The 23087-nt window shown below is 67.9% G+C and carries 23 protein-coding genes and 1 tRNA gene; 8 read left to right on the top strand and 16 right to left on the bottom strand.

The window, feature by feature from the left end; all coding sequences use genetic code 11:
• The first annotated feature begins 49 nt into the window (after positions 1-49).
• From ACVCMI_RS03440 to rpiA, 3 genes are all read left to right on the top strand, one after another.
• The gene (locus ACVCMI_RS03440) at positions 50-682 is read left to right on the top strand and encodes a 5-formyltetrahydrofolate cyclo-ligase (protein ID WP_447097434.1); all 633 of its coding nucleotides are present in this window, start codon (positions 50-52) and stop codon (positions 680-682) included.
• Positions 679-1131, top strand: coding sequence for an EVE domain-containing protein (locus tag ACVCMI_RS03435; protein WP_395121139.1), 453 nt, complete (start codon positions 679-681; stop codon positions 1129-1131). Before ACVCMI_RS03440 ends, ACVCMI_RS03435 begins: the two co-directional genes overlap by 4 nt.
• Before the next feature lie 130 nt (positions 1132-1261).
• Entirely contained in the window at positions 1262-1903 is a 642-nt protein-coding gene (gene rpiA, locus ACVCMI_RS03430; RefSeq protein WP_447097435.1) for a ribose-5-phosphate isomerase RpiA, read from the top strand.
• Positions 1904-1971: 68 nt separating this feature from the next.
• On the opposite strand, the gene ACVCMI_RS03425 is transcribed toward rpiA, so the two are convergent.
• The 4 genes from ACVCMI_RS03425 to rplM form a co-directional block, all read right to left on the bottom strand.
• On the bottom strand, positions 1972-3894 hold the full coding sequence (locus tag ACVCMI_RS03425; protein ID WP_395121135.1) for a chloride channel protein: 1923 nt from the start codon (positions 3892-3894) through the stop codon (positions 1972-1974).
• A 164-nt stretch (positions 3895-4058) separates the two neighbouring features.
• A tRNA-Gln gene (locus tag ACVCMI_RS03420) sits at positions 4059-4133 on the bottom strand.
• 13 nt (positions 4134-4146) lie between these two features.
• Positions 4147-4539, bottom strand: coding sequence for a 30S ribosomal protein S9 (rpsI, locus tag ACVCMI_RS03415; RefSeq protein WP_136258847.1), 393 nt, complete (start codon positions 4537-4539; stop codon positions 4147-4149).
• A 10-nt stretch (positions 4540-4549) separates the two neighbouring features.
• Positions 4550-4978, bottom strand: a complete 429-nt coding sequence (gene rplM, locus ACVCMI_RS03410) for a 50S ribosomal protein L13 (protein WP_136258848.1) — start codon at positions 4976-4978, stop codon at positions 4550-4552.
• Positions 4979-5172: 194 nt separating this feature from the next.
• On the opposite strand from rplM, the gene coq7 reads away from it, so the two are divergent.
• Complete coding sequence (gene coq7 / locus ACVCMI_RS03405) at positions 5173-5814, top strand: 2-polyprenyl-3-methyl-6-methoxy-1,4-benzoquinone monooxygenase (RefSeq protein ID WP_447097436.1); 642 nt, start codon at positions 5173-5175, stop codon at positions 5812-5814.
• 7 nt (positions 5815-5821) lie between these two features.
• Here coq7 and ACVCMI_RS03400 read toward each other — a convergent pair whose 3' ends face one another.
• From ACVCMI_RS03400 to ACVCMI_RS03385, 4 genes are all read right to left on the bottom strand, one after another.
• Complete coding sequence (locus ACVCMI_RS03400; protein ID WP_447097437.1) at positions 5822-7138, bottom strand: ABC transporter permease; 1317 nt, start codon at positions 7136-7138, stop codon at positions 5822-5824.
• A complete protein-coding gene (locus ACVCMI_RS03395; RefSeq protein WP_395121131.1) occupies positions 7135-8085 on the bottom strand; it encodes an ABC transporter ATP-binding protein in 951 nt (316 codons plus the stop codon). The genes ACVCMI_RS03400 and ACVCMI_RS03395 overlap by 4 nt, the downstream gene beginning before the upstream one ends.
• A gap of 119 nt (positions 8086-8204) precedes the next feature.
• Positions 8205-8831, bottom strand: coding sequence for a trimeric intracellular cation channel family protein (locus tag ACVCMI_RS03390; RefSeq protein ID WP_447097438.1), 627 nt, complete (start codon positions 8829-8831; stop codon positions 8205-8207).
• A 57-nt stretch (positions 8832-8888) separates the two neighbouring features.
• A complete protein-coding gene (locus ACVCMI_RS03385) occupies positions 8889-9215 on the bottom strand; it encodes a hypothetical protein (protein WP_395121128.1) in 327 nt (108 codons plus the stop codon).
• 115 nt (positions 9216-9330) lie between these two features.
• Between ACVCMI_RS03385 and ACVCMI_RS03380 the strand changes: the two genes are divergently transcribed.
• Positions 9331-9912, top strand: a complete 582-nt coding sequence (locus ACVCMI_RS03380; protein WP_395121126.1) for an RNA polymerase sigma factor — start codon at positions 9331-9333, stop codon at positions 9910-9912.
• Positions 9909-10373 (top strand): hypothetical protein, encoded by a 465-nt coding sequence (locus tag ACVCMI_RS03375; RefSeq protein WP_447097439.1) that lies wholly within the window; start codon positions 9909-9911, stop codon positions 10371-10373. Before ACVCMI_RS03380 ends, ACVCMI_RS03375 begins: the two co-directional genes overlap by 4 nt.
• Before the next feature lie 96 nt (positions 10374-10469).
• Here the strand turns inward: ACVCMI_RS03375 and dapB are convergent, their stop codons facing one another.
• The 3 genes from dapB to aceF form a co-directional block, all read right to left on the bottom strand.
• Positions 10470-11270, bottom strand: a complete 801-nt coding sequence (gene dapB, locus ACVCMI_RS03370) for a 4-hydroxy-tetrahydrodipicolinate reductase (RefSeq protein WP_447097440.1) — start codon at positions 11268-11270, stop codon at positions 10470-10472.
• A gap of 103 nt (positions 11271-11373) precedes the next feature.
• Positions 11374-13272: a dihydrolipoyl dehydrogenase gene (gene lpdA / locus ACVCMI_RS03365; RefSeq protein ID WP_447097441.1), complete on the bottom strand. Its 1899-nt coding sequence runs from the start codon at positions 13270-13272 to the stop codon at positions 11374-11376.
• A 15-nt stretch (positions 13273-13287) separates the two neighbouring features.
• Complete coding sequence (gene aceF / locus ACVCMI_RS03360) at positions 13288-14637, bottom strand: dihydrolipoyllysine-residue acetyltransferase (RefSeq protein WP_447097442.1); 1350 nt, start codon at positions 14635-14637, stop codon at positions 13288-13290.
• 232 nt (positions 14638-14869) lie between these two features.
• Here aceF and ACVCMI_RS03355 point away from each other — a divergent pair, with 232 nt between their 5' ends.
• Entirely contained in the window at positions 14870-15754 is an 885-nt protein-coding gene (locus ACVCMI_RS03355) for an ABC transporter ATP-binding protein (RefSeq protein ID WP_395121118.1), read from the top strand.
• Between the two features lie 23 nt (positions 15755-15777).
• Positions 15778-19362 carry an ABC transporter permease/M1 family aminopeptidase gene (locus ACVCMI_RS03350; protein WP_447097443.1) on the top strand — a complete coding sequence of 1195 codons (3585 nt, stop codon included), beginning with the start codon at positions 15778-15780 and terminating at the stop codon, positions 19360-19362.
• Positions 19363-19371: 9 nt separating this feature from the next.
• Here ACVCMI_RS03350 and ACVCMI_RS03345 read toward each other — a convergent pair whose 3' ends face one another.
• The 5 genes from ACVCMI_RS03345 to ACVCMI_RS03325 form a co-directional block, all read right to left on the bottom strand.
• Positions 19372-20214, bottom strand: coding sequence for a mechanosensitive ion channel family protein (locus ACVCMI_RS03345; protein WP_395121114.1), 843 nt, complete (start codon positions 20212-20214; stop codon positions 19372-19374).
• 75 nt (positions 20215-20289) lie between these two features.
• Positions 20290-20592, bottom strand: a complete 303-nt coding sequence (locus ACVCMI_RS03340) for a hypothetical protein (protein WP_395121112.1) — start codon at positions 20590-20592, stop codon at positions 20290-20292.
• Between the two features lie 46 nt (positions 20593-20638).
• Positions 20639-21214 carry a DUF924 family protein gene (locus tag ACVCMI_RS03335; protein ID WP_447097444.1) on the bottom strand — a complete coding sequence of 192 codons (576 nt, stop codon included), beginning with the start codon at positions 21212-21214 and terminating at the stop codon, positions 20639-20641.
• Positions 21215-21293: 79 nt separating this feature from the next.
• A complete protein-coding gene (locus ACVCMI_RS03330) occupies positions 21294-22079 on the bottom strand; it encodes a DUF2884 family protein (RefSeq protein ID WP_447097445.1) in 786 nt (261 codons plus the stop codon).
• A 120-nt stretch (positions 22080-22199) separates the two neighbouring features.
• Positions 22200-23078: an energy transducer TonB gene (locus ACVCMI_RS03325; RefSeq protein WP_447097446.1), complete on the bottom strand. Its 879-nt coding sequence runs from the start codon at positions 23076-23078 to the stop codon at positions 22200-22202.
• Positions 23079-23087 lie beyond the last annotated feature (9 nt).

The following is a 23087-nucleotide window of genomic DNA, read 5'->3' as shown; positions in this document are numbered from 1 at the left end:
GATTGCCGGATGACGAACAGGGCGCACCCATGACGGAGCCGAGCGACACGTGGACGCCCCCGCCCAACGCCGCGAGCTTCGCCAGCGCCTGGCCCAGCAGCGCCGCGCGCTGCCCCCCACCGAACGCATCACGGCCGCGCAGGGTCTGCGCCGCAGCCTGGAACAACTTCCGGAATACTTCACCGACCAGCGGGTCGCCGGCTACTGGGCCAGCCACGGCGAGCTGCCGCTGAACCTGGTGATCCCGCCGCTGGCCTCGCGCGGGCAGCAGTTTCTGTTGCCGGTGACCGGCCCGGGCCGGCAGCTGCGCTTTGCCGCCTGGAAGCCCGGCGACGCGGTGGAGGCCAACCGCTACGGCATTCCCGAACCGGCGCAGCCGGGCGAACTGTTCGAACCGTTCCAGCTCGACCTGGTGCTGGTCCCGTTGCTCGGCTTCGACCGCCGCGGCAACCGGCTCGGCCACGGCGGCGGCTACTACGACCGCGGCTTCGCCTTCCTCAATGAACAGGTGCGCCCCACCGAACCACTGCTGGTCGGCATCGCCTATGCGTTCCAGGAACTGCCCGAGATCGACGAGCAGGACTGGGACGTGCCGCTGGATTTCGTCGCCACCGAACGCGAACTGATCGACTGCAACCGCACCGGTCCCGACCATCCTGACTCGCCGGAGCACGCCGCATGAACCACTGGCTGATGAAGTCCGAACCGGACGCCTTCTCGATCGATGACCTGAAACGCAAGAAGCGCGAACCCTGGGACGGCGTGCGCAACTACCAGGCGCGCAACTTCATGCGCGACGGCATGCGTCCCGGCGACAAGGTGTTCTTCTACCACTCCAACTGCGCCGTACCGGGCATTGTCGGCATCGCCGAAGTGGCCACTGACGCCTACCCCGATCCCAGCCAGTTCGATCCCAAGAGCAAGTACTTCGACGCCGGCAGCTCGCGCGACAACCCGCGCTGGATGCTGGTCGACGTGAAGTTCGTGAAGAAGCTCAAGCGCACGATCAGCCTGGACGAGCTCAAGGGCGATCCCGCGCTGGAGGGCATGGCCCTGCTGCGCAAGGGCAACCGGCTGTCGGTGATGCCGGTGGAGGCGGCGCACTGGGAGTACATCCTCGCTCTCGAGTGATGACCCGCATCCACCGGGCTCCGCTCGCAGGGTGGCATTGCCCGCCCTCTGAATCGGGAGCCGCAAGAGCCGTGCTCGCCGCGCGGACTGCTGACCGCCATAATGCGGTTTTCTTCGGGACCGCACCCCCATGAGCAACGCCAACGAAAAACGCCAGGCCGGCGAAGCCGCGATCCGCTATGTCGAGGATGGCGCCATCGTCGGCGTGGGCACCGGTTCCACCGTGGCGTTCTTCATCGACGCGCTGGCCGACCTGAAGGATCGCATCCAGGGTGCGGTGTCCAGCTCGGAGCAATCCACCGCGCAGTTGAAGAAGCTCGGCATCCCGGTGCTCGACCTCAACGCGACCGGCCCGCTGTCGATCTACATCGACGGCGCCGACGAGTGCGACGGGCACAAGCGGCTGATCAAGGGCGGCGGCGCGGCGCTCACGCGCGAGAAGATCGTCGCCGCGGCCAGCGACAAGTTCGTCTGCATCATCGATTCCAGCAAGCAGGTCGAGCTGCTCGGCAAGTTCCCGGTGCCGATCGAGGTGATCCCGATGGCGCGCAGCCTGATCGGCCGCGAGATCGTCAAGCTGGGCGGCAATCCGGTATGGCGCGATGGCGTGGTCACCGACAACGGCAACTGGATCATCGACGTACACGGCTGGCAGATCACCGACCCGGTAGGACTGGAGGAGAAGCTGAACCAGCTCCCGGGCATCGTCACCGTCGGCCTGTTCGCACGCCGGCCGGCCGACGTGGTGCTGGTCGGCGATCGCGAGATGTAAGTCGGAGCGGCGCTCGCGGCGCGCCGCTGTCGTCGGTGCTCGCGGGAGGGCGGCGGGCCGTGCCTGCCCTACGCGGCGGGGCTTGGCTTGTTCGACTTGCCGAGCTTGATGTGGCGTCCGGCGTAGCGCGCCTCGCGCAGCCGCTTGCCGTGCGCGGCCAGGATGTCGCCGCGGGTGAGGATGCCGACCAGCTTGTGCGGGTCGTCCTTGCTCACCACCACCACGCGGCCTACGCTTTCGGCCACCATGTGGTCGGCCGCTTCGCGCAGCGAGTGGTTCTCGTTCACCGCGACCGGCGGGCGCGTGATCAGCTCACCCAGGGTCAGCGTGTAATGCCACTGCGGATCGAGCAGGCTGCGCCGGGTCAGCACGCCCTGCACGCGGCCGCGCTCGTCCACCACGGGGAAACCCTGGTGATGCGAGTGCGGCGCCTCGTCGTTCAGCCAGCGACGTACCTCGGCCAGCGCCTGGGTGGTCTTGAGCGTGGCCACGTCGCGCGAACAGGCCGTGCCCACGCTGACCTGCTCCAGGTAGTCGGCGGCGTATTCCGAGGGCACGCGCACGCCGCGGCGGGCGATCTTCTCGGTCATGATGGTGTTGCGCATGATCAGCGCCGAGATCAGGTAGGCCGCCGTGCAGCCGCCCAGCAGCGGCAACAGCGCCGCCGGCTGGCGCGTGGTCTCGAAGGCGAACACCACGGCGGTGAGCAGTGCGCGCGAGGAGCCGGCGAAGATCGCCGCCATGCCCACCAGCGCCGCGATGCGCAGGTCGATGTGGAATGCCGGCAGCGCGTAGTTGAAGCCGATGGCCAGCGCCGCGCCGAGCGAACCGCCGATCATGAACAGCGGCGCCAGCGTGCCGCCGGAGGTGCCGCTGCCCAGCGAGATCACCCAGGAGATGAATTTCAGCGCGCCGAAGCTGAGCAGCACGGCAAGGCCGAAATGCCCCTGCACCAGGGCGTCGATGTTGTCGTAGCCCACGCCCAGGGTGCGCGGGTCGATCCAGCCCACGAAACCGGCGACCAGTGCTCCGATGACGGGCCACCACATCCAATGGATCGGCAGTTTCTCGAACAGGTCCTCGACGCCGTACACCGCGCGGGTCACCCAGATCGAGGCGTAGCCGACCAGCCCGCCGATCAGCACGAAACCGGCCAGCGCCAGGCTGCCGGGCTCGGGCACGTCGGGCATCGGGAACACCGGCGCCGCGCCGTAGCTGGCGTAGCGCACGCCCACCGCGGTCACCGTGGCCAGCGCCACCGGGATCAGCGAACGCGGGCGCAATTCGAACAGCAGCAGCTCCACGGCCAGCACCAGCGAGGCCACCGGCGCACCGAACACCGCCGCCATGCCCGCCGCCGCGCCGGCTGCCAGCAGCACCTTGCGCTCGTTGGCGGTGACGCGCAGCAACTGCCCGATCAGCGAACCCAGCGCGCCGCCGGTGGAGATGATCGGGCCCTCGGCACCGAACGGACCGCCGGTGCCGATGGCGAAGGCGGAGGACACCGGCTTGAGCCAGGTCATCCGCGCGGGGATGTTCGATTCGTTGGTGAGGATCTGCTCCATTGCCTCGGGGATGCCGTGACCCTGGATCGCGCGCGAGCCCCAGCGCGCCATGATGCCGGCAGTCAGGCCGCCGATGGCCGGCATCAGGATCACCCAGGCGCCGATGGCAGTGCCGGCCGGCGACAACACGAACGAACCTGGCCTCGCGTTCGGCCCGATCACGTCGGAGATGCGGCCGTAGTAGCACAGGTCGGTGATGAGGTTGATCAGCAGCATCAGCAGCTGCGCCACGTAGGCCGAGGCCACGCCCAGGATCACCGCCAGCACGCTGATCAGCAGGATGCGGTGGTTGACCAGGGTGGACTTGCGCGGCATCCGCGCCGCATCCAGCGACAGCCCCAGGGCGGGGGCGATCGGTAGCGCGTCGGTGCTGCCGACCGTGCGCACGTCGGCGTGCCCGACAGGATCGTCAGTGGCTGGCGTCATCGAGGTTTCACAGCGTGGAAAGCGGGAATTTTACGCTGCTGCAATGCAGAAAAAAAGGGTAAGGCCGCGCCAGATCACGTAATTTTCTGCGAATTTGCGTATCGCTGCCACAACCGGCCGCGCCAACGAAAAAGCCCGCCGGAAGGCGGGCTTTCGATCGGATTTGGCAGCCCCGGATGGATTCGAACCACCGAATGCCTGAGTCAGAGTCAGGTGCCTTACCGCTTGGCGACGGGGCTGTAGAGCTTCAGTTTAGCGCTTGGAGAACTGGGTCGCACGACGGGCCTTGTGCAGGCCGATCTTCTTGCGCTCGACCTCGCGGGCGTCGCGGGTCACGAAACCGGCCTTGCGCAGCGGCGACTTCAGGCTTTCGTCGTACTCGACCAGCGCGCGGGCGATGCCCAGGCGGATCGCGCCGGCCTGGCCGGTGATGCCGCCACCGGCGACCGTCACCTTGATGTCGAACTTGCCGGTGCTCTCGGTCAGTTCCAACGGCTGGCGCACGATCATGCAGGAGGTCTCGCGACCGAAGAACTGCTCGAGCGACTTGCCGTTGACTTCGATGGCGCCGCTGCCCTTGCGCAGGAACACGCGGGCGGCGGAGGTCTTGCGGCGGCCAGTGCCGTAATTCTGCTGGGTCGTCATGCTCATTTCCTTAGATCTCCAGCGCCTGCGGCTGCTGTGCGGTATGCGGATGTTCGGCGCCGCCGTACACCTTGAGCTTGCGGTACATCTCGCGGCCCAGCGGGTTCTTCGGCAGCATGCCCTTGACGGCGATCTCGATCACGCGCTCCGGGTGGGTCGCCAGCAGGTCCTTCAGGCTCATGGTCTTCAGGTTGCCGACGTAGCCGGTGAAGCGGTGGTACATCTTGTCGTCCAGCTTGGCGCCGGTGACATGCACCTTCTGGGCATTGACCACGACGATATAATCGCCGGTGTCGCAATGCGGGGTGTATTCCGGCTTGTGCTTGCCGCGCAGACGACGGGCGATCTCGGTCGACAGGCGACCGAGCGTCTTGTCCGTGGCATCGACCACGAACCAGTCGCGCTTGACGTTGTCGGCATTGGCGCTGAACGTTTTCATTTCAAATACCTGTCGACCGCCGGGAGGCGGTACCCATGATGGGAAGCATGCTTCGGTGGAACAAAGGCGCAAGATGATAGCGGAGCTGTCATCCAGGGCGCAAGCCCACCGGCCGGCGAGCTGTGAGTCGGCAATGATAGCATGAACGTCGGCGGGCTTGAGAAGTCCCGCCCCTGCCCGCCGCCTGGAAGACCATGAGCATCCGTCACCTGAGCCGCCTCGATCGCCTGCTGATGGCCGGCGAACGCGCCCTGGAAGCGATCGCGGGCACGCCGCCCGCCACACGCCCCTCGCCCGCCGCCGGCATCGCCGAGTCGGACCTGGACGAGACCGAGCGCCGCCACGCCGCCGGCCTGATGCGGGTCAACCACACCGGCGAGGTCTGCGCCCAGGCGCTCTACGTGGGCCAGGCCGCGCTGGCCCGCGACGCCGACAACCGCGAACACCTGCTGCACGCCGCGAGCGAGGAGACCGACCACCTGGCCTGGTGCGCCGAACGCCTGCAGCAACTGCACAGCCGCCCCAGCCTGCTCAATCCCCTGTGGTACGCCGGCAGCTATGCCATCGGTGCCGCCGCCGCACTGGCCGGCGACCCGCTCAGCCTCGGTTTCGTGGTGGAAACCGAACGCCAGGTGGAAACCCACCTGGCCGAACACCTGGAAAAGCTGCCACCGCAGGATGCGCGCTCGCGCGCGGTGCTGACCACCATGCAGGCCGACGAGATCCGCCACGCCGAAGCCGCGCAGCAGCGCGGCGGCATCGAGCTGCCATTTCCGCTGCCGCAGTTGATGCACGTGAGCTCGATGCTGATGAAGACCGTCGCCTACCGCGTGTAGGCGACGCTCACGCCCTGATCCAGCGCCACAGTTCGCCCCACGACGGCTTCTTGCCGTACATCAGGATACCGGTGCGGTAGATCCGCGCGGCCAGCCACACGCAGGCCAGCAGGGCGAGCACCATCAGCGTCAGCGACAACACCAGTTCCATGGGCGGCACCGAGGTCAGCGACCAGCGCACGGGCATCGTGAACGGCGCGAAGAACGGGACGTAGGACATCGTCACGCCAAGCGGACCGGTCGGGTCCTTGATCAGGGCGAACACCGCGAAGAAGCCCACGATGATGAACACGGTGACGAAGATCGCGTACTGCTGGGTCTCCTGGATCGTGTTGCACATCGCGCCGATCGCCGCGTACAGCGCGCCGTAGAGCATGAAACCCAGCGCGAAATACAGCAGGAACACCACCAGCAACCCCGGCGGCATGCTCGGGATCGGGAAGCTCTGCGCCGCATCGGCGCTCATGCCGAACATGCCGGCCAGCGGCAACCGCTGGCTGCTGAGCACCAGCGCGGTGCCGCCCCAGATCCCCATCTGCGCCAGCCCCGCCAGGCCCACGCCGAGCACCTTGCCCAGCAGCATCTGGAACGGGGTCAGCGACGAGGTCAGCACCTCCATGATGCGCGAGGTCTTTTCCTCGATCACCGAGGTCATCGTCTGCTGGCCGTAGATCAGGATCGCGATGTACAGGATGAAGCCCATGAAGTACGCGATCAGGTACGACTCGGTGCCGCTCTGGCCGGTCTGCTTGCCGTCGGTGACCTTGGTGGTGTCCATGTCGGCCGGCTTCATCGCCTCCTTGAGCAGGGCCGTATCCACGCCGGACTTGGCCAGGCGCACGCCGGTCAGCGCACTCGACACCACGCGCTGCAACTTGCTCATGGCTTCCAGCGAACCGACATTGCCGCCGTAGTAGGCAAGCTTGCCGGTGGCCAGCGTCTCATCGGTGAGCACCAGCACGCCGTTCCAGCCATCCTTCTTCTTGCTGCTGGAAAAACCGGTCTCGGCGATCAGCCCGTCGCGCACCTTGGCAAGATCATCGCCGGTAGCCGGAAACACCTGCACGGTGTAGCGCGACTTGGCGTCGGCTCCCTTGCCGATCTTTTCCGCCTCGAGTGCCTGGCTGACGCGCTGGCCGAGATTCGTGGTGGAGGCATCCACCACGGCCACCCGGCTGGTGCGGTCGCCGCCGCTCATCATCAGCGCGGGCAACAGCACCATCGCCACCATGAACACCGGCAGCAGCACGGTGGAAATCACGAACGCCTTGGTGCGCACGCGTTCGACGAACTCGCGGCGGACAACGGCAATGATCTTCTTCATGCGGCGACTCCGGCGTGGGCGGTGGCGGCTTCGGCGCCGACCTTGGCGATGAAAATGGCATGCAGCGACGGTTCGACCACCTCGAACCGGCGCAGGCCGACGCCTTCGCGCACCAGCGCCGCGAGCAGTTGTTCGGGGTCGGCGCCATCGGCCATCTGCAGCTCGGCGGAGGCACCATAATCGTCGACGCGGGCGATCAGCGCGCGATCGGCCAGGATGTTCGCGGCGCGCGCCTTGTCGTGGGTGAAGCCCAGCGCCACGTGGCGCCCGCCGAAATCCTCCTTGACCTGCGCCACCGTGCCGTTCACCACCATCTCGCCGCGCGCGATGATCGCGATGCGGTCGCACATGCGCTCGGCCTGCTCCATCACGTGGGTGGAGAACAGCACGGTGCGGCCTTCGGCGGCGATCGCCACCACGATGTCCTTCATCACCTGCGCATTGACCGGGTCGAGGCCGGAGAACGGTTCGTCGAGGATCACCAGTTCGGGCTCGTGCAGCAGCGCGCCGGCGAACTGCACCTTCTGCTGCATGCCCTTGGACAGGTCCTCGACCTTCTTCTGCGCCCAGTCGCTGACGCCGAGCCGCTCCAGCCAGGCCTGCGCGCGCTTGCGCGCGTCGGCGCGGCCGATGCCCTTGGTCTCGCCCAGGAAGATCAGGTGGTCGAGCACCTTCATCTTCTTGTACAGCCCGCGCTCTTCCGGCAGGTAGCCGATGCGCTGGGACAGCGCGCGGCTGTTGTGCGGCGAGTCGAACAGCACGATCCTGCCTTCGTCCGGCTCCAGGATGCCCATGATCAGGCGGATCGTGGTGGACTTGCCGGCGCCGTTGGGGCCAAGCAGCCCGAAGATGCCGCCGCCGGGGATTTCCATGGACAGGCGATTCACCGCCGTGTGCCCGGAAAAACGCTTGGTGACGGACTCGATGCGCACGCTCGCTGCAGTCATGTAGCAGTTCCCTGGAATGACGGGCTCCCCGCCCGAATCCGGAAAACTAGCATGCGATGCCAACCGGGCAAAGGTGACCAATGGCAGTGCGTGCCGCGCACGGGAGGAAGAGCGGCACGTCAGTGCGGCTTGCTGCGTCCGAAGCGCGGCAGGTTCCAGTGCAGGTGCAGCGACAGGAAGCGCAGGCCGAAGCACACCAGGATCGGCAGCCAGGTCGCCCACACCGCCGGCCAGTGGAGATGTTCGCCAAGCACCGTCAGTGCGGCGCCGATCAGTGCCGCCGAAGCGTAGATCTCCCGCTGCAGCACGATCGAGACGCGGGTCAGCAGCACGTCGCGCGCCATGCCGCCGCCGACCGCGGTGACGATGCCGAGCAGGATCGCGACCTCGGCGTTGTTGCCGTACGCCAGCGCCTTGTGCGCGCCATACACCGCGAACAGGCCCAGCCCCATCGCATCGAACAGCCGCACCGGATAGGTCAGCCGCTCCACCCACGGATAGGCCACGATGGTCAGCAGCGCGGCGACCACGGCGGTGAACAGGTAGCGCCAGTCCGACAGGCCGGCCGGCGGGATCGCGCCGATGCACAGGTCGCGCGCGATGCCGCCGCCGCACGCGGTAATGAAGGCGATTGCCAGGATGCCGAACAGATCGAGGTTGCCGCGCCTGGCCGCGGTCGCGCCGCTGATCGCGAACGCGAACGTGCCGGCCAGGTCCACCAGGTTGAACAGCAGTTGTTCGTTCACGCGACCGGCTCATGCGGGCATGCCGACAGCGCGGCGATGCCCGCCATTGAACCAGCTTCAGGCGAGCTTGCGCGAGATCGCGAAGAACGCCAGGTTGCCCAGGCCGGTGGCGCCGGCCAGCACGGCGACCATGCCGGGGGTGACGTCCTGCCAGCCGAACCACTGGATCAGGCCGAAGCCGAGCGCCAGCGCGACCAGCACGATGCCCCAGCGCAGCGAGGAATGGCGCCGGCGCAGCTCCTCGTCGCGCAGCACCGAGTCGACCAGGTCCGCCGAACCACCGGCGGCGACCATGCGCTGGCGCACCCGCGCGTCGACCACGACCTTGATGGCATAGGCAATGCAGACAAACAGGCTGATCGGGATCAGGGCTTCGAAATTCATGGGGTGACTCCTCGGCGGCGGATGGTGGACCTTCGTGACCTTGGATACGGGCTTTCACCGAACGGTTGCAGCAAGATCGCCGCAACCGTTTCCCGCCGGCACGTATCCATTGCCCATGGATGACATCCGCAGCAGCCCCGACCGCGAGCTGGTCGACGCCGTGCTGGCCAACCGGCCGGGCGCGTTCGAACGTCTCGTGCGCGAACACCAGGGACTGTGCTGGCACATCATCCAGCGCATGGTGCGCAACCCGGAGGACGCGCGCGAGCTGTGCCAGGACACCTTCCTGCGCGTGCACCAGTGCCTGCACCAGTACCGCGGCGAGAGCGCGCTGAAATCCTGGATCGGCCGCGTCGCGTACACCATCGCGCTGCGCCACCTGCAGCACAAGCGCATTGCGCTGGTCGAGCCCAGCGACGACAGCGACGACTACGCGCTGGTGGAAAACATCGGCGACGGCTTCGACCTGGAGGCGGCCTGCGCGGATGAGGAAACGGCGCGGCACCTGCACGCCGCGATCGAGCAGTTGCCGCCCCTGCAGCGCACGCTGCTGACCCTGTACTACCTCGAAGAGGCCACCATTCCGGAGATCGCCCGGATGACAGGACTGGCCAACGGCACCATCAAGAGCCACCTGTTCCGCTCGCGCCTGCGCCTGCGCGGTGCGCTCGAAACACGGACCGGAGTTGCAGCATGATCCAGCACATCGACGACCACATCCCGCCCTTCGACGACGCCGCGCAGGAGCGCGAATGGCTGGCGCAGGAAAACGCCATGCGGCGCGAGCGCCTGCAGCTCGACTCCACCGGCGACGATGCGCGCAGCCGACGCTACCGCCTGCTCGCGCGCACCCTGCGCGAACCGTTGCCGGACGCGCTGCCGGCGGATTTCGCGCGACAGCTGGCTGCGCGGGTCGCGGCCGGTCCCGCCGGTCGCTCGGTCGAATCCCTGCTGGCGCTGGCGCTGGCGATTGCCCTGGCCGTGGCCGCGGGCGCGGTGGTGGCGATCTACGGCGGCACCTGGCTGCCCTCGTTCGCGGCGCTGCTGCCGGCCCCGCACGCCCCGGCCACGCACTGGCTGCTGGCGCTGGGCGGCTGCCTCGGCGCGTCGTGGCTGCTGGGACTATGGCAGCGGCAGATAGGGAAGCGGCCAAACTGAGCCGGCCACGATGCCCTTCCACCCGGCTTGCAGGAGCCTGCTGGCGGGCGATGCTCTTCGTCGCGTGACGTAAAAGCATCGCCCGCCAGCGGGCTCCTACAGATCCAGCACGGCGTCCAGCCCGCGGTGCAGGCCGAGCAGGCCGGGCGCCTTGCGAATCGCCAGCAGCGCGCCGTCCACGTAGGGCTTGGCGCTGCCGCCGGCGTTGTGGCGGATCGTCAGGGTCTGGTCCGGCAGGCCGAAGATCGCCTCGGCGCCGAGCACGAAACCGGGCAGGCGCAACGCGTGCACCTGGCTGCCGGCCAGCGTGCCGCCACGCGTCTCGCGCAGGCCGACCGTCCGCTCCAGCGGCACCTCCAGCTGCGGCTGGCGCACCTTGCCCATGCGCGTGGCCAGCTCGCGCACGGTGCCGCTGGGCGCGTCCGGCTTGCCGGCGCCGGCGTAGTCGATGAGTTCCCACTGCGGGATCAGCTTGGCCGCCATCTCGGCGAACTTGATCAGCAGCACCGCGGTCAGCGCGAAGTTGCCGCAGGCCAGCACGCCGCGCCGCCGCTCGCGCGCCAGCGCGTCAATCTGCGCGTAATCCGCGTCGGTGAGGCCCGAGGTGCCCACCACCACGTGCGCGCCCTGCTCCAGCGCAGCGAGGATGTTCGCCTTGGCGCTGTCCGGATGGGTGTACTCGACGAACACGTCGCAGGGTTGCGCCAGTGCCTCGGTGGTCGTGGCGAACACCGGCGCCGCCAGCCGCGGTTCGCCCAGCACGTCACCGAGCAGCTGCCCGGCATGGCGACGCGACACCGCGCTCAGCAGTGCCAGGTCCCCGGCCGCGGCGATGCCACGGGCGAGTTCGGAGCCGGCCCATCCCGTGGCGCCGGCGACGCATACCTTCAATGACATGGCGGCCTCGCTGCCTTGAGCGCCCAGCGCTCGCGCTACCTTCGGATCTGCCCGCGGAAAAACCCGGATCACCCCGGGCTTCCGCTTTCCGCCACCGCCCTGCCTACTTCTTCTTCGGCAGGTACAGGTCGGTGATGGTGCCTTCGTAGACTTCCGCCGCCATGCCGACCGACTCGCCCAGGGTGGGATGCGGATGGATGGTGAGCGCGATGTCGGCCGCCTCGGCACCCATCTCGATCGCCAGCGCCAGCTCGGAAATCAGGTCGCCGGCGTGCACGCCGACGATGCCGGCGCCGACGATGCGGTGGGTGTCTTCGTCGAAGATCAGCTTGGTGAAACCCTCGGTGCGGTCGATGCCGATGGCACGGCCCGAGGCGCCCCACGGGAACTTGCCGACGCCGACCTTCAGGCCCTTCTCCTTCGCCTCGCGCTCGGTCACGCCGACCCAGGCGATTTCCGGGTCGGTGTAGGCGACCGACGGGATCACCCGCGCGTCGAAGTGGCTCTTCTGCCCGGCCACGGCCTGCGCCGCGACGTGCGCCTCGTGGGTGGCCTTGTGCGCCAGCATCGGCTGGCCGACCAGGTCGCCGATGGCGTAGATGTGCGGCACATTGGTGCGCATCTGCGTGTCGACGTTGATGAAGCCGCGCTCGCTCACCGCCACGCCGGCCTTGTCCGCACCGATCTTGTTGCCGTTCGGCGAGCGGCCCACCGCGACCAGCACGCGGTCGAACAGCGTGGTTTCGGGAATGCTGTCGCCTTCGTAGCCGACCTCGATGCCTTTCTTCGTGGCTTTCGCGCTGACCACCTTGGTCTTCAGGTGCACGCCCTTGAGCCGGCCGGCCAGGCGCTTGGCCAGCGGCCGGATCAGGTCGGCGTCGGCGCCGGGGATCAGCTGGTCCATGAACTCGACCACGGTCACCGCGCTGCCCAGTGCCGAGTACACCGTGGCCATTTCCAGCCCGATGATGCCGCCGCCGACGACCAGCAGGTTCTTCGGCACGTCCTTGAGTTCCAGCGCGCCGGTGGAATCCACCACGCGCTCGTCGTCCCACGGGAACGCCGGGAGCTTCACCGACTGCGAGCCGGCGGCGATGATCGCATGCTCGAAGCGGATCAGCTTCGTGCCTTCGGCCGTCTGGACTTCCATCTCGTGCGGCGACACGAACATGCCGGTGCCCACGAGCGTGCGCACCTTGCGCTGCTTCGCCATCGCGGCGAGGCCGCCGGTGAGCTGGCCGACCACCTTGCCCTTGAAGCTGCGCAGCTTGTCCAGGTCGATCTTCGGTGCGCCGAATGCGACGCCGTGCGCGGCCATCGCCGCGGCCTCGTCGATCACCGCGGCGGCATGCAGCAGCGCCTTGGACGGGATGCAGCCCACGTTGAGGCAGACGCCGCCGAGCGTGCCATAGCGCTCCACCAGCACGGTGTCGACGCCAAGGTCGGCGGCGCGGAACGCGGCCGAATAGCCGCCGGGGCCGGAGCCGAGCACGACCAGCTGACACTGGATGTCGGCGGGCTTGGACGATGCCGCTGCCGCCTGCGGCGCCTTCGCTTCCTCTCTCCCCTGGAGAGAAGATTGAAGTGAGGGGGGGGAGCTCGCAGGAGGCTGGCTGCTCTTGGTCGCTTCTTCGTTGGAGCTGCCCGGCGACCCCGCACCCTCACCCCTGCCCTCGGCAATTGCTCCTTGCATTGCTCTACCTCCCGCATCCTTGCGGTCGTCTCCCGAAGCGGGAGAGGGGGACGGCGAGACGGCTGCACCGTCGGTTTCCAATACGGCGATCACCGCACCCTCGGAAACCTCGTCGCCCACCTTGAGCTTCAGCTCCCTGATCACGCCGGCGGCGCTGGAAGGAATCTCCATGGTCGCCTTGTCCGACTCCAGCGTGATCAGGCTCTGTTCCGTCGCCACCGTGTCGCCGACTTTCACCAGCACTTCGATCACCGGCACGCTGTCGTGGCCGCCGATGTCGGGAACCTTGATCTCGATCGTGTTCGCCATGGTCATCGCCCCCCGTCAGAGCAGCAGCCGGCGGATGTCGCCGAGCTGATTGGCGAGGAAGCTGGCGAAGCGCGCGGCGAGCGCGCCGTCGATCACCCGATGGTCGTACGACAGCGACAGCGGCAGGATCAGCCGCGGCGCGAATTCCTTGCCGTTCCACACCGGCTTGGTCACCGACTTGGAGACGCCGAGGATGGCGACTTCCGGCGCGTTGACGATCGGCGTGAAGTAGGTGCCGCCGATGCCGCCGAGCGAGCTGATCGAGAAGCAGCCGCCGGACATCTCGGCCGGGCCGAGCTTCTTGTCGCGCGCCTTCTTCGAGATTTCGGCCAGGTCGCGCGCCAGGTCGAGCAGGCCCTTCTTGTCGCAGTCGCGGATCACCGGCACCACCAGGCCGTCGGGCGTGTCCACCGCGATGCCGATGTGGAAGTACTTCTTCAGGATCAGCTTCTCGCCCGACTCGTCGAGCGAGGCGTTGAACTGCGGGAACTGCTTCAGCGCGGCCACCACCGCCTTGATCTGGAACACCAGCGGGCTGATCTTGAGGTCCTTGTTCTCGGCGCCGAGCTGCTTGCGGAACGCCTCCATCTCGGTGATGTCGGCGTCCTCGTGCTGGGTGACGTGCGGGATCATCGCCCAGTTGCGCGCCAGGTTCGCGCCGGAGATCTTCTGGATGCGCGACAGCGGCTTCTCCTCGATCGCGCCGAACTTGGCGAAGTCGACCTTCGGCCACGGCAGCAGGCTGAGGCCGCCGACCGCAGCGCTGGCCCCGCCCGACGGCCGCGCACCGGAGGCCAGCGCATGCTTGACATAGCCGCTGACATCGTCGCGCTGGATGCGCCCACCACGGCCGCTGCCCTTGACCTGGCGGATGTCCACGCCCAGCTCGCGCGCGAAGGCGCGCACGGCGGGACTGGCATACGGCGCGTCGCCGGGCATCACGATGCTGGCATCCATCGGCGGGCGCGCCTGCGGCGACACGTCGCCTTCGGGCGCGTGGCCCGGCTGGGCGGCCGGGGCGGCGACGGGGGCGGGCTTCGGTTCGGCGGGGGCCGGGGCAGGCGCGGGCGGCGCCGGCACCGGCGCTGCGGCGGCGGGCTTGGCGGCAGGCGCTTCGGCGGCTGCGCCGTCGGCTTCGATGAGGGCGATCACCGCGCCCTCGGAAACCTCGTCGCCCACCTTGAGCTTCATCTCCTTGATGGTGCCGGCGAACGGCGCGGGCACTTCCATCGTGGCCTTGTCCGATTCAAGCGTGACCAGGCTCTGGTCCTTCTCGACCCTGTCGCCGGCCTTGACCAGTACTTCGATGACGGGCACGCCGTCGTGGCCGATGTCGGGGACGAGGGCTTCTTTGAGGTCGGCCATGATGACTCCTGCAAGGCTTTTGGTGCGGCGCTCGGGGATGGCGCGGCGCCAGTCAAGACGTCAATCATAACCAAGGCGCGCGCGGTGCGCCCGGGCGGCGCCATGCCGGGCCATACCAACGGCACCTTCCATTCGCAGGCGTATGCATTACCTTGAGCGGGCGCGGCGTTCGCGTTCGTGCCCTACCCTGATGCCATGACAAGCCGCAGCACGCGGCACAGGAACCTTCTCGATGCTGATCCTGCGTGACCTTTCCAAGACCTACGCCAATGGCGTCCGGGCGCTGCGCGGCGTATCGCTGGACATCCCGGCCGGCATGTTCGGCCTGCTCGGTCCCAACGGCGCGGGCAAGTCCTCGCTGATGCGCACCATCGCCACGCTGCAGGACCCGGACGAAGGCACCATCACGCTGGACGGCATGGACCTGCTCGCCGACAAGCAGGCCACCCGCCGCCTGCTCGGCTATCTGCCGCAGGAGTTCGGCGTGTATCCGAAAGTCTCGGCCGAGGCCATGCTGGAGCACTTCGCCGTGCTCAAGGGCGTCACCGTGAAGGGCGAGCGGCGCGAGCTGGTCGAGGCCCTGCTGCGCCAGGTCAACCTGTGGGACGTGCGCAAGCGCAAGCTCGGCACCTACTCCGGCGGCATGCGCCAGCGCTTCGGCATTGCCCAGGCGCTGATCGGCGAACCGCGCCTGATCATCGTCGACGAGCCCACCGCGGGCCTCGATCCGGAAGAACGCAACCGCTTCCTCAACCTGCTCGCCGAGCTGGGCGAGCGGATGGTGGTGATCCTGTCCACCCACATCGTGGAGGACGTCACCGACCTGTGTTCGCGCATGGCGATCATCGGCCAGGGCCAGGTGCTGCTGACCGGCGAACCGTACGAGGCGATCCGTGCGCTGGAGGGCAGGGTCTGGCGGCGCAGCATCGACAAGGCCGAGCTGGACGGCTACCGCGCGCGCATGAACATCCTCTCCACGCGCCTCGCCGCGGGGCGCACCCTGCTGCACGTGCTCGCCGACGAGCGGCCCGAAGCGGGCTTCGAACCGGTGGCGCCGGACCTGGAAGACGTCTACTTCGGCCGCCTGCGCGCGCAGGCCACCGCGCGCGCCGCCTGACGTCGCCCATCGGGAAGGAAGCCATGTTGCTCGAAATCCTCCGCTTCGAATGGCGCCAGCAGCTCAGGGCGCCGCTGTTCTGGGTCATCCTCGCCGCCGCCGTGGGCATCGCCTTCGCACTGGCCAGCACCGATGCCATCGTGGTGGCCGGCGCCACCGGCAACGTGACGCGCAACGCGCCACTGGTGATCGCGCGCCTGCTCGACGTGATGACGGTGTTCAGCATCCTGCTGGTGGTGGTGTTCATCGCCGCCGCCGCCACGCGCGATTTCGAGCAGAACACGGCGGAGCTGCTGTTCGCCACGCCGATGAGCCGCAAGGCCTTCCTCGGCGGGCGCTTCCTGGCCGGCTACCTGGTGCTGGTGGCGATCCTCGCCGCCTGCGCGCTGGCCATTGCGCTGGGCGGCGCGATGCCGTGGGTGGACGCCGCGCGCATGGGCGCGCCCGACTGGCGCGGCTACGCCTGGGGCTTCGGCGTGCTGGTGCTGCCCAATCTGCTGTTCATCGCCGCGTTGCTGTTCCTGCTGGCCACGGTCACGCGCTCGCTGCTGGCCAGCTACATCGGCGTGATCGCCTACTTCGTGCTGCAAGGCATCGTCGGCGCACTCAGCCGCGACCTCGACAACCGCTGGCTCGCGGCGATGCTCGATCCCTTCGGCGGGCGCACCGTTGGCCTGGTCACCCGCTACTGGACGGCCGAGCAGACCAACCACCTGCTGCCCGCGCTGGATGGCGTGCTGCTGTTCAACCGCCTGCTATGGCTGGCGGTGTCGGCGCTGCTGCTGGTGGCCGCGTTCGCGCTGTTCCGCACCGACCGCGAAGGCCTGAAGCTGCCGCGGCGCAAGAAACGCGCGGAGCCGCCGATGCTGCGCCCGCAGGCCGGCAGCAGCGCGCTCGCGTTGCCGAAAGTTTCCATCGGCAACGACCGTCGCGCACGACTGGCGCAGCTGCGTGCACAGTTCGTGTTCGACACGCTGGGCGTGCTGCGCGGCGCCGCGTTCCTGGTGTTGCTGCTGCTGGCGCTGGCGGTGATGTTCGTCTCGCTGTCGACGGCCGGCCTGGTCTACGGCACGCCGGTATGGCCGGTCACCCACCAGGTGCTCGCCACCATCAACGGCAGTTTCAGCCTGTCGCTGATGATCGTGGTGATCTTCTACGCCGGCGAACTGGTGTGGCGCGAACGCACGCACGGCATGGCCGGAGTGAGCGACGCCTTCCCCGCGCCCGACTGGGTGGCGATGCTGGCGAAGCTCGGCGCGCTGCTCGCGGTGATCGTCTTGATGCTTCTTGCCGGCGCCTTGGTCGGCATGGGCTGGCAACTCGCCCACGGCTACACGCATATCGAACCGTGGCTGTATCTGCGCATGCTGGGGTTGTACGCGATCCCGTTCGTGCTGGTGGCGGCGCTGGCGCTGTTCCTGCAGGTGGTCTGCAACCACAAGTTCGCCGCGTATCTGCTCAGCATCCTGTGGCTGGTCAGCTCACTGGCTTTCAGCCTGCTGCATTGGGAAGACAACCTCTACAACTACGGCAGCGCGCCCAGCGTGCCGTACTCGGACATGAACGGCTTCGGCCATTTCATCGTCGGCGCGCTGTGGTTCAACGCGTACTGGGGCTGCCTGGCGCTGGCGCTGCTGGTGCTCGCCGCGCTGCTGTGGGTACGCGGCACCGGTGCCGGCTGGCGCGGCCGCCTGCGCGAGGCGCGCGCGCGGGCGAACCCGGCGCTGGCCGCGGTGCTGACGTTGTCGCTGCTCGGCTTCGCCGGGCTGGGCGGCTTCATCTACTACAACACCCACGTGCTCAACACCTACACCAGCAGCACGGAGCAGAAACGCGAACAGGCCGACTACGAAAAGCGCTATGCGGAATACGCCACGATGCCGCAGCCGCGCATCACGGCAGTCAAGGCCGACGTGGACATCTACCCCTACCGGCGCAAGCTGCTCATCCGCGGGCACTACACCCTCACCAACAAGCTCGCGGTGCCGGTGACCGAGCTGTTCGTGAACCATGCCGACGGCTTCGCGCCCACGAGGCTGGACTTCGCGCCGCACGACACGGTGAAGCAGGACAAGCGCCTCAACGTGACCATCTACCGGCTCAGGACGCCGCTGGCGCCTGGCGCGTCGATGTCCTTCGACTTCACCCTCGACTACGCACCCAGGGGCTTCACCAACGACTCGGGCGAAACCTTCCTGGTGCACAACGGCACCTTCTTCAACAACCAGATGCTGCCCCAGTTCGGCTACCAGAGTCGGTTCCAGCTCACCGACCGCAATGACCGCAGGAAGTACGGCCTCAGGCTCGACGTGCCGCGCATGCCGCCGCTGGGCGACCAGGCCGCGCGCGCCAACACCTACATCAGCCACGACGCCGACTGGATCAGCTTCGACACCACGGTGTCGACGGCCGCCGACCAGATCGCGCTGGCGCCGGGCACGCTGCAGAAGGAGTGGGTGCAGGGCGATCGCCGCTACTTCCATTACGTGATGCAGCAGCCGATGCTGAACTTTTTCGCCTATCTTTCCGCGCGCTATGCCGTGAAGAGCGAAGAGGTCGGCGGGGTGAAGGTGTCGGTTTATCACGACCCCGCGCATGCCTTCAACGTGGACCGCATGCTGGAGAGCGCGCGCGATTCGCTTGCCTACTACGACAGCCACTACACGCCGTACCAGTTCAAGCAGCTGCGCATCCTGGAGTTCCCGGGCTACATGGCGTTCGCGCAGAGTTTCGCCAACACCATTCCGTTCTCCGAATCCATCGGATTCATCGCCGACCTGCGCGACAAGAGCCGCATCGACTACGTCTATGACGTCACCGCGCACGAGATCGCGCACCAGTGGTGGGCGCACCGGGTGATCGGCGCCGACATGCAGGGCTCGACCATGCTCAGCGAATCGCTGTCGCAGTACAGCTCGCTGATGGTGCTCAAGCACAAGTACGGCGCCGACCACATGCGCAAGTTCCTCAAGTACGAGCTGGACATGTACCTCACCGGACGCGCCACGGAGAAGGTGGCCGAGGAGCCGCTGGCCAAGGTGGAGAACCAGCCCTACATCCACTACCGCAAGGGCTCGCTGATCTTCTACGCGCTGCAGGACTACGTGGGTGAGGACAGGCTCGACGCCTTCCTCAAGCAGTTCCTCGTCGACTACGGCTTCCAGCAGCCGCCCTACGTGACCTCGAAGATCTTCGTCGACGCGCTGGGCAAGTACCTCGGCCCGACGTGGCAGCCGATGCTGGACGACTTCTTCTGGAAGATCACCCTGTTCGACAACCGCATGACCGACGCCACCGCGAAGAAACTGCCCGACGGCAAGTACGAGGTGACCATGAAGCTGCACGCCGGCAAGATCCACGTCGACGGCAAGGGCAAGGAAACCCGCGGGAAGATCGACTTCCCGATCGAGGTCGGCGTGTTCGCCGCGCCCGCAGGCGCCGGCATCGAAGGCAAGCCGCTGTACCTGGAGAAACGGATGATCGGTGACGGCGACAGCACCGTCACCGTCACCGTCGACAGCAAGCCCGCGGTGGCCGGCATCGACCCGTACAACAAGCTGATCGACAAGGTCTCCAGTGACAACCGGCGTGCGGTGACGCTGCAGTAGCGTCCGCGCTCAGTCCCGCGCGGACGCCGCCGCATCGCCCATCAGCCGGACATCCAGCGGCGCGGTCGGGATGCTGATCTGGCCGGCGTCGATCTGCCGCTTGATCGCACGCAGCAGGTCGGTTTGCGTGTTCCAGCCGTCGGCGCTCGAGGTCCAGCCGCGCACCACCAGGTTCACCGTCTGGCCGGCCAGGCTGTCGATCCACACGCCCGGCGCGGGGTCCTTCAGGACGCGCGCGTCCGCTTCGAGCAGGCGCACGATCCCTGCCATCACCTGGTCCGTATCGTCGCGATGGCCGATGCCGAGCTTGAGTTCGAAACGCCGCGTGCCGCGCCGGTTGAAATTGACGATGACGTCGCTGCCGATCTTCGCGTTCGGCAAGGTGGCCTCGCGGTTGTCCGGCAACAGAACAAGGGTATGCATCAGGTTGATGCTCTGCACCGTGCCTTCGGTGCCACCGGCACTGACGTAGTCACCGACGCGGAACGGCCGGAACACCACCAGCAGCACGCCCCACGCGAGGTTGCTCAGCGAGCCCTGCAGGGCCAGGCCGATCGCCAGCCCGCCGGCGCCGAGCGCCGCCACCAGCGGTGCCGAGGGCACGCCGGCCTTGGTCAGCGCCATCACGATCAGCACCGCCACCAGCACGCCGTAGATCAGGTTGCGCAGGAAACCGGCCAGCGTGACGTCGACCGCGGCGCGCTGCAGCGCGCGCTGGCTGAAATTGGCCAGCCGCGCCGCCAGCCAGATCCCGACCAGCAGGATCACCAGTGCCACCAGCAGGTTCAGCCCGGCCTGAATGACGCCCTCGGAAAGCGTGCTGCCCAGCAGTTGCTCCAGAAAATCGTGCATGACATCGACTCGTTGCGACAAGGCCGCGACAGCCTAGCAAATCGGCCATCAGGGAAACGCTTGCGACTCGTCGCGTCAGAGTTTGCGGTCGTCGATGTCGACCACGCGGCCATCCACGATCGTGACCACGGTGATGTGACCCTCGCGCCGATAGCGCCAGCGCTCGCCGCCGTCGGTGCGCTCCAGCACTTGCACGCGCCGGCGCGAGTGTCGCGCGCGATGCGGATGCACTTTCGAGGAGGGCTTGCCCAGCAGCTCGACCACCCGCTCCTGGCTGTCGCCAGCCACCAGCACCTGGCTGCCGACGCGCAAGGTGCTGGACGCCTGCGCGGCCGTGCCGAGGGCGAACCCGAGGACAACGATGAGAATCTTGCGCATGACCTGCTCCCTGGTCGGTGATGGGGGGTGTGCTCGCGCAGATCGGTCAGAAGCCTGCGCCCGGTTGCGCCAGATACTCCCGTTCCGCGGCCGTGCTGTCGCGGCCCAGCACGGCATTGCGATGCGGAAAGCGGCCGAAGCGCGCGATCACCTCGCGATGGCGCCGAGCATAGTCCAGGAATTCGGCAAAGCGGGCACGCCCCGCAACGGGCGCCTGCGCGTGCAGCGCCTCGAACAAGGTCACCGCGCGCTGCTGCAAGCCCATGTCCTCGGCGTGCTCCAGCGGCAGGTAGGCGAACACCCGCTGCAGCGGCGGCAGTGCCTGATCGAAACCGCCGGCCAGACCCGACAAGGCAATGCGCTGCGCCTTGACGTCGGCCGCCCAGGCCTGCGCATCGCCGCGATGGAGATTGCGCGGAAGCTGGTCGAGCAGGATCAGCAGCGCCAGCCAGTCAGCGGGGTTGCTGGCCCACGCATCGAGGCGCCCCTGCGCGGCGTCGTCGGCCGCTACGGCAAAGCGTCGACGGATCTGCTCGTCGAACGCGGCATCCTTCGCAAACCAGTGCGCGGCATGCGCCGGGTCGAACCAGAAATCAAGAACGTCCCGCGGTTGCACGGCCATGCGCACCTCGCCCGAAGCCTGCGATGAAGGGCGTCCATCTTCACGTGGCGACACGCGACGGGCAAGCCGGCGCGGCGATTCAATCCGCCGGCGCCGCCGCCGATGCGCCGGAGGTCGCGTCCACATGCAGCAGGTTCAACGGTTGGCCGTGCGCGTCTTGCAAGCCTTGCTGCAACCGCGCCAGGCGCTGGATCGACGGACACAGCGCCTCGATCTGCGGACGCAGCGCCTGCATGCGTTGCTGCAGGCGCGGCTGCAAGGTGGTGACCAATGAACCGGCGCGATCGCGCAGGTCTGCCGCGCTCTGCAGGTCGCCGGCCAGCGCCGCGTCGATCGCCTGCTGGCCGAGATCGCCGGCGACCAGCGGCATCAGGTCGGCGCTGACCTGATTGGCATACTGCTGAATCAGGTCGCCTTGCCAGTCGTGCGTGCTCTGGCTGCGCGCGATGCGCTGCTTCAGTTCGCTCGCGTGCGCGGCCAGCCGGCGGTCGAACTCGACCCGGGTCGCCGCCGCCAAGCCCAGCCCGGCCACTTCCTCGCGCAACGCCTGCGCCGCCATGTCCACGCCGTTCTGCGCCACCTGGCGGACCCGCGGCGCCAGCGCCTGCAGGTCGCGCTGGAACACGCTGAGCCGATCCTGCTGCGGCGGCGTCAACACCACCGCCACGCCATCCGTGCGCAGGCTGCCGTCGTGCAGCTCCACCCGCGTCGGCGCCGGCGTGGAGCGGTCGAACAGCACGCCTTGCGGCTGCAGGGTCACGTCATAGCTGCTGCTGGCGTGGCAGGTCGCCGCCAGGTCCTGCGCCTGCACGGGCATCGCCGCCAGCACGGCGGCAGCGATCACTGCTGAAAACAGGACGCGCATCGGCAATCTTCCTTAAACGACAACCTGCATGGATACCGAGCTACCCGCCAACCCGTGCTGAACGGAATACCGCGCCGCTCAGGCGCCTTCGCCAGCACGCCTCGCACGCCGCGGAACGGGTCAGCTGCCACCGAGCGGTGCAAGCAGGTGCAATGACATGTCGGCGAGCAGCGACCCATCCTCGGGCGTGGCATCCGGGCTCCCCGCGAGACGGCGCTTGTCGGCCCAGTCCGGCTCCTGCAGCGGGCCCGGGACGTAGGGCTGCCATTGGCCGTAATCCGCTTTCCGCGCAACTTTCGGCGCATGGAATCCATGGAGGGCGAAATCCACGGGGACGCGGGCCAGCCAATAAGGTTCGGCGGCATCCGGGCCCGTCGTGGGGACATGGAATGTGTAGCGTCGCAGGGCACGCAAGGCAGCATCCGCCAGCTTTTTCCGCCATGTCGCCATGTCCCTCTCGCTGGCACGAATGCGGAGATTCACCTGCTCCGCCGCCGCGTCGATGACCTTGCCGTCGCGGCCCACTTTCAGCAGCGCATACACCGTGCCGGATACGCCGGCGCTCGCCGCATCGGAAGGGTACGCGACCGACAACCGATGCTTGTACGTGAAGTCGTCCGCCGCGGCCTCGTGCCTGCCTTCGTCGTTCAAATGCCCGAACCAGCTGCTGGCCACGGCAAGGGCGTAGCCGCCATGACCCACCGGCTTCGCCACGACGCGCAGCCCCATCGGCGCCTTGGCTCCGACCGCCTTGCCGTCACGCGTCACCGGTTCGAACCTCCACGCCGGGACGGCCCTGGCAAGCAAGTCCTTCACCACCGGTGGCAGCTTGTCCGGGTGATCGACCGTGTATGTCACGACACTGCCGTCCGGCGCGACTTCGATCGTGCCGGTGACCAGCATGCTCGCCTGAACGCGGTCGCGCAGGTCGTCGCGCCCGTTCGCAATGGCCACGCCAGCCAACATCATGCAGCACAAGACAAGCATGCAGCGCTTCATTGTTTCTCC

Source organism: Rhodanobacter sp. UC4448_H15, from assembly GCF_052978265.1.
Note: the sequence above shows the minus strand (reverse complement) of the source record. Positions and strands in the feature narration are given on the sequence as shown.

Excerpts from the sequence above, each read along its gene's own strand:
- ACVCMI_RS03435 (WP_395121139.1), top strand. The coding sequence starts at position 679 with ATGAACCACTGGCTGATGAAGTCCGAACCGGACGCCTTCTCGATCGAT.
- rpiA (WP_447097435.1), top strand. The coding sequence starts at position 1,262 with ATGAGCAACGCCAACGAAAAACGCCAGGCCGGCGAAGCCGCGATCCGC.
- ACVCMI_RS03425 (WP_395121135.1), bottom strand. The coding sequence starts at position 3,894 with ATGACGCCAGCCACTGACGATCCTGTCGGGCACGCCGACGTGCGCACG.
- rpsI (WP_136258847.1), bottom strand. The coding sequence starts at position 4,539 with ATGACGACCCAGCAGAATTACGGCACTGGCCGCCGCAAGACCTCCGCC.
- rplM (WP_136258848.1), bottom strand. The coding sequence starts at position 4,978 with ATGAAAACGTTCAGCGCCAATGCCGACAACGTCAAGCGCGACTGGTTC.
- coq7 (WP_447097436.1), top strand. The coding sequence starts at position 5,173 with ATGAGCATCCGTCACCTGAGCCGCCTCGATCGCCTGCTGATGGCCGGC.
- ACVCMI_RS03400 (WP_447097437.1), bottom strand. The coding sequence starts at position 7,138 with ATGAAGAAGATCATTGCCGTTGTCCGCCGCGAGTTCGTCGAACGCGTG.
- ACVCMI_RS03395 (WP_395121131.1), bottom strand. The coding sequence starts at position 8,085 with ATGACTGCAGCGAGCGTGCGCATCGAGTCCGTCACCAAGCGTTTTTCC.
- ACVCMI_RS03385 (WP_395121128.1), bottom strand. The coding sequence starts at position 9,215 with ATGAATTTCGAAGCCCTGATCCCGATCAGCCTGTTTGTCTGCATTGCC.
- ACVCMI_RS03380 (WP_395121126.1), top strand. The coding sequence starts at position 9,331 with ATGGATGACATCCGCAGCAGCCCCGACCGCGAGCTGGTCGACGCCGTG.
- ACVCMI_RS03375 (WP_447097439.1), top strand. The coding sequence starts at position 9,909 with ATGATCCAGCACATCGACGACCACATCCCGCCCTTCGACGACGCCGCG.
- dapB (WP_447097440.1), bottom strand. The coding sequence starts at position 11,270 with ATGTCATTGAAGGTATGCGTCGCCGGCGCCACGGGATGGGCCGGCTCC.
- lpdA (WP_447097441.1), bottom strand. The coding sequence starts at position 13,272 with ATGGCGAACACGATCGAGATCAAGGTTCCCGACATCGGCGGCCACGAC.
- aceF (WP_447097442.1), bottom strand. The coding sequence starts at position 14,637 with ATGGCCGACCTCAAAGAAGCCCTCGTCCCCGACATCGGCCACGACGGC.
- ACVCMI_RS03355 (WP_395121118.1), top strand. The coding sequence starts at position 14,870 with ATGCTGATCCTGCGTGACCTTTCCAAGACCTACGCCAATGGCGTCCGG.
- ACVCMI_RS03350 (WP_447097443.1), top strand. The coding sequence starts at position 15,778 with ATGTTGCTCGAAATCCTCCGCTTCGAATGGCGCCAGCAGCTCAGGGCG.
- ACVCMI_RS03345 (WP_395121114.1), bottom strand. The coding sequence starts at position 20,214 with ATGCACGATTTTCTGGAGCAACTGCTGGGCAGCACGCTTTCCGAGGGC.
- ACVCMI_RS03340 (WP_395121112.1), bottom strand. The coding sequence starts at position 20,592 with ATGCGCAAGATTCTCATCGTTGTCCTCGGGTTCGCCCTCGGCACGGCC.
- ACVCMI_RS03335 (WP_447097444.1), bottom strand. The coding sequence starts at position 21,214 with ATGGCCGTGCAACCGCGGGACGTTCTTGATTTCTGGTTCGACCCGGCG.
- ACVCMI_RS03330 (WP_447097445.1), bottom strand. The coding sequence starts at position 22,079 with ATGCGCGTCCTGTTTTCAGCAGTGATCGCTGCCGCCGTGCTGGCGGCG.
- ACVCMI_RS03325 (WP_447097446.1), bottom strand. The coding sequence starts at position 23,078 with ATGAAGCGCTGCATGCTTGTCTTGTGCTGCATGATGTTGGCTGGCGTG.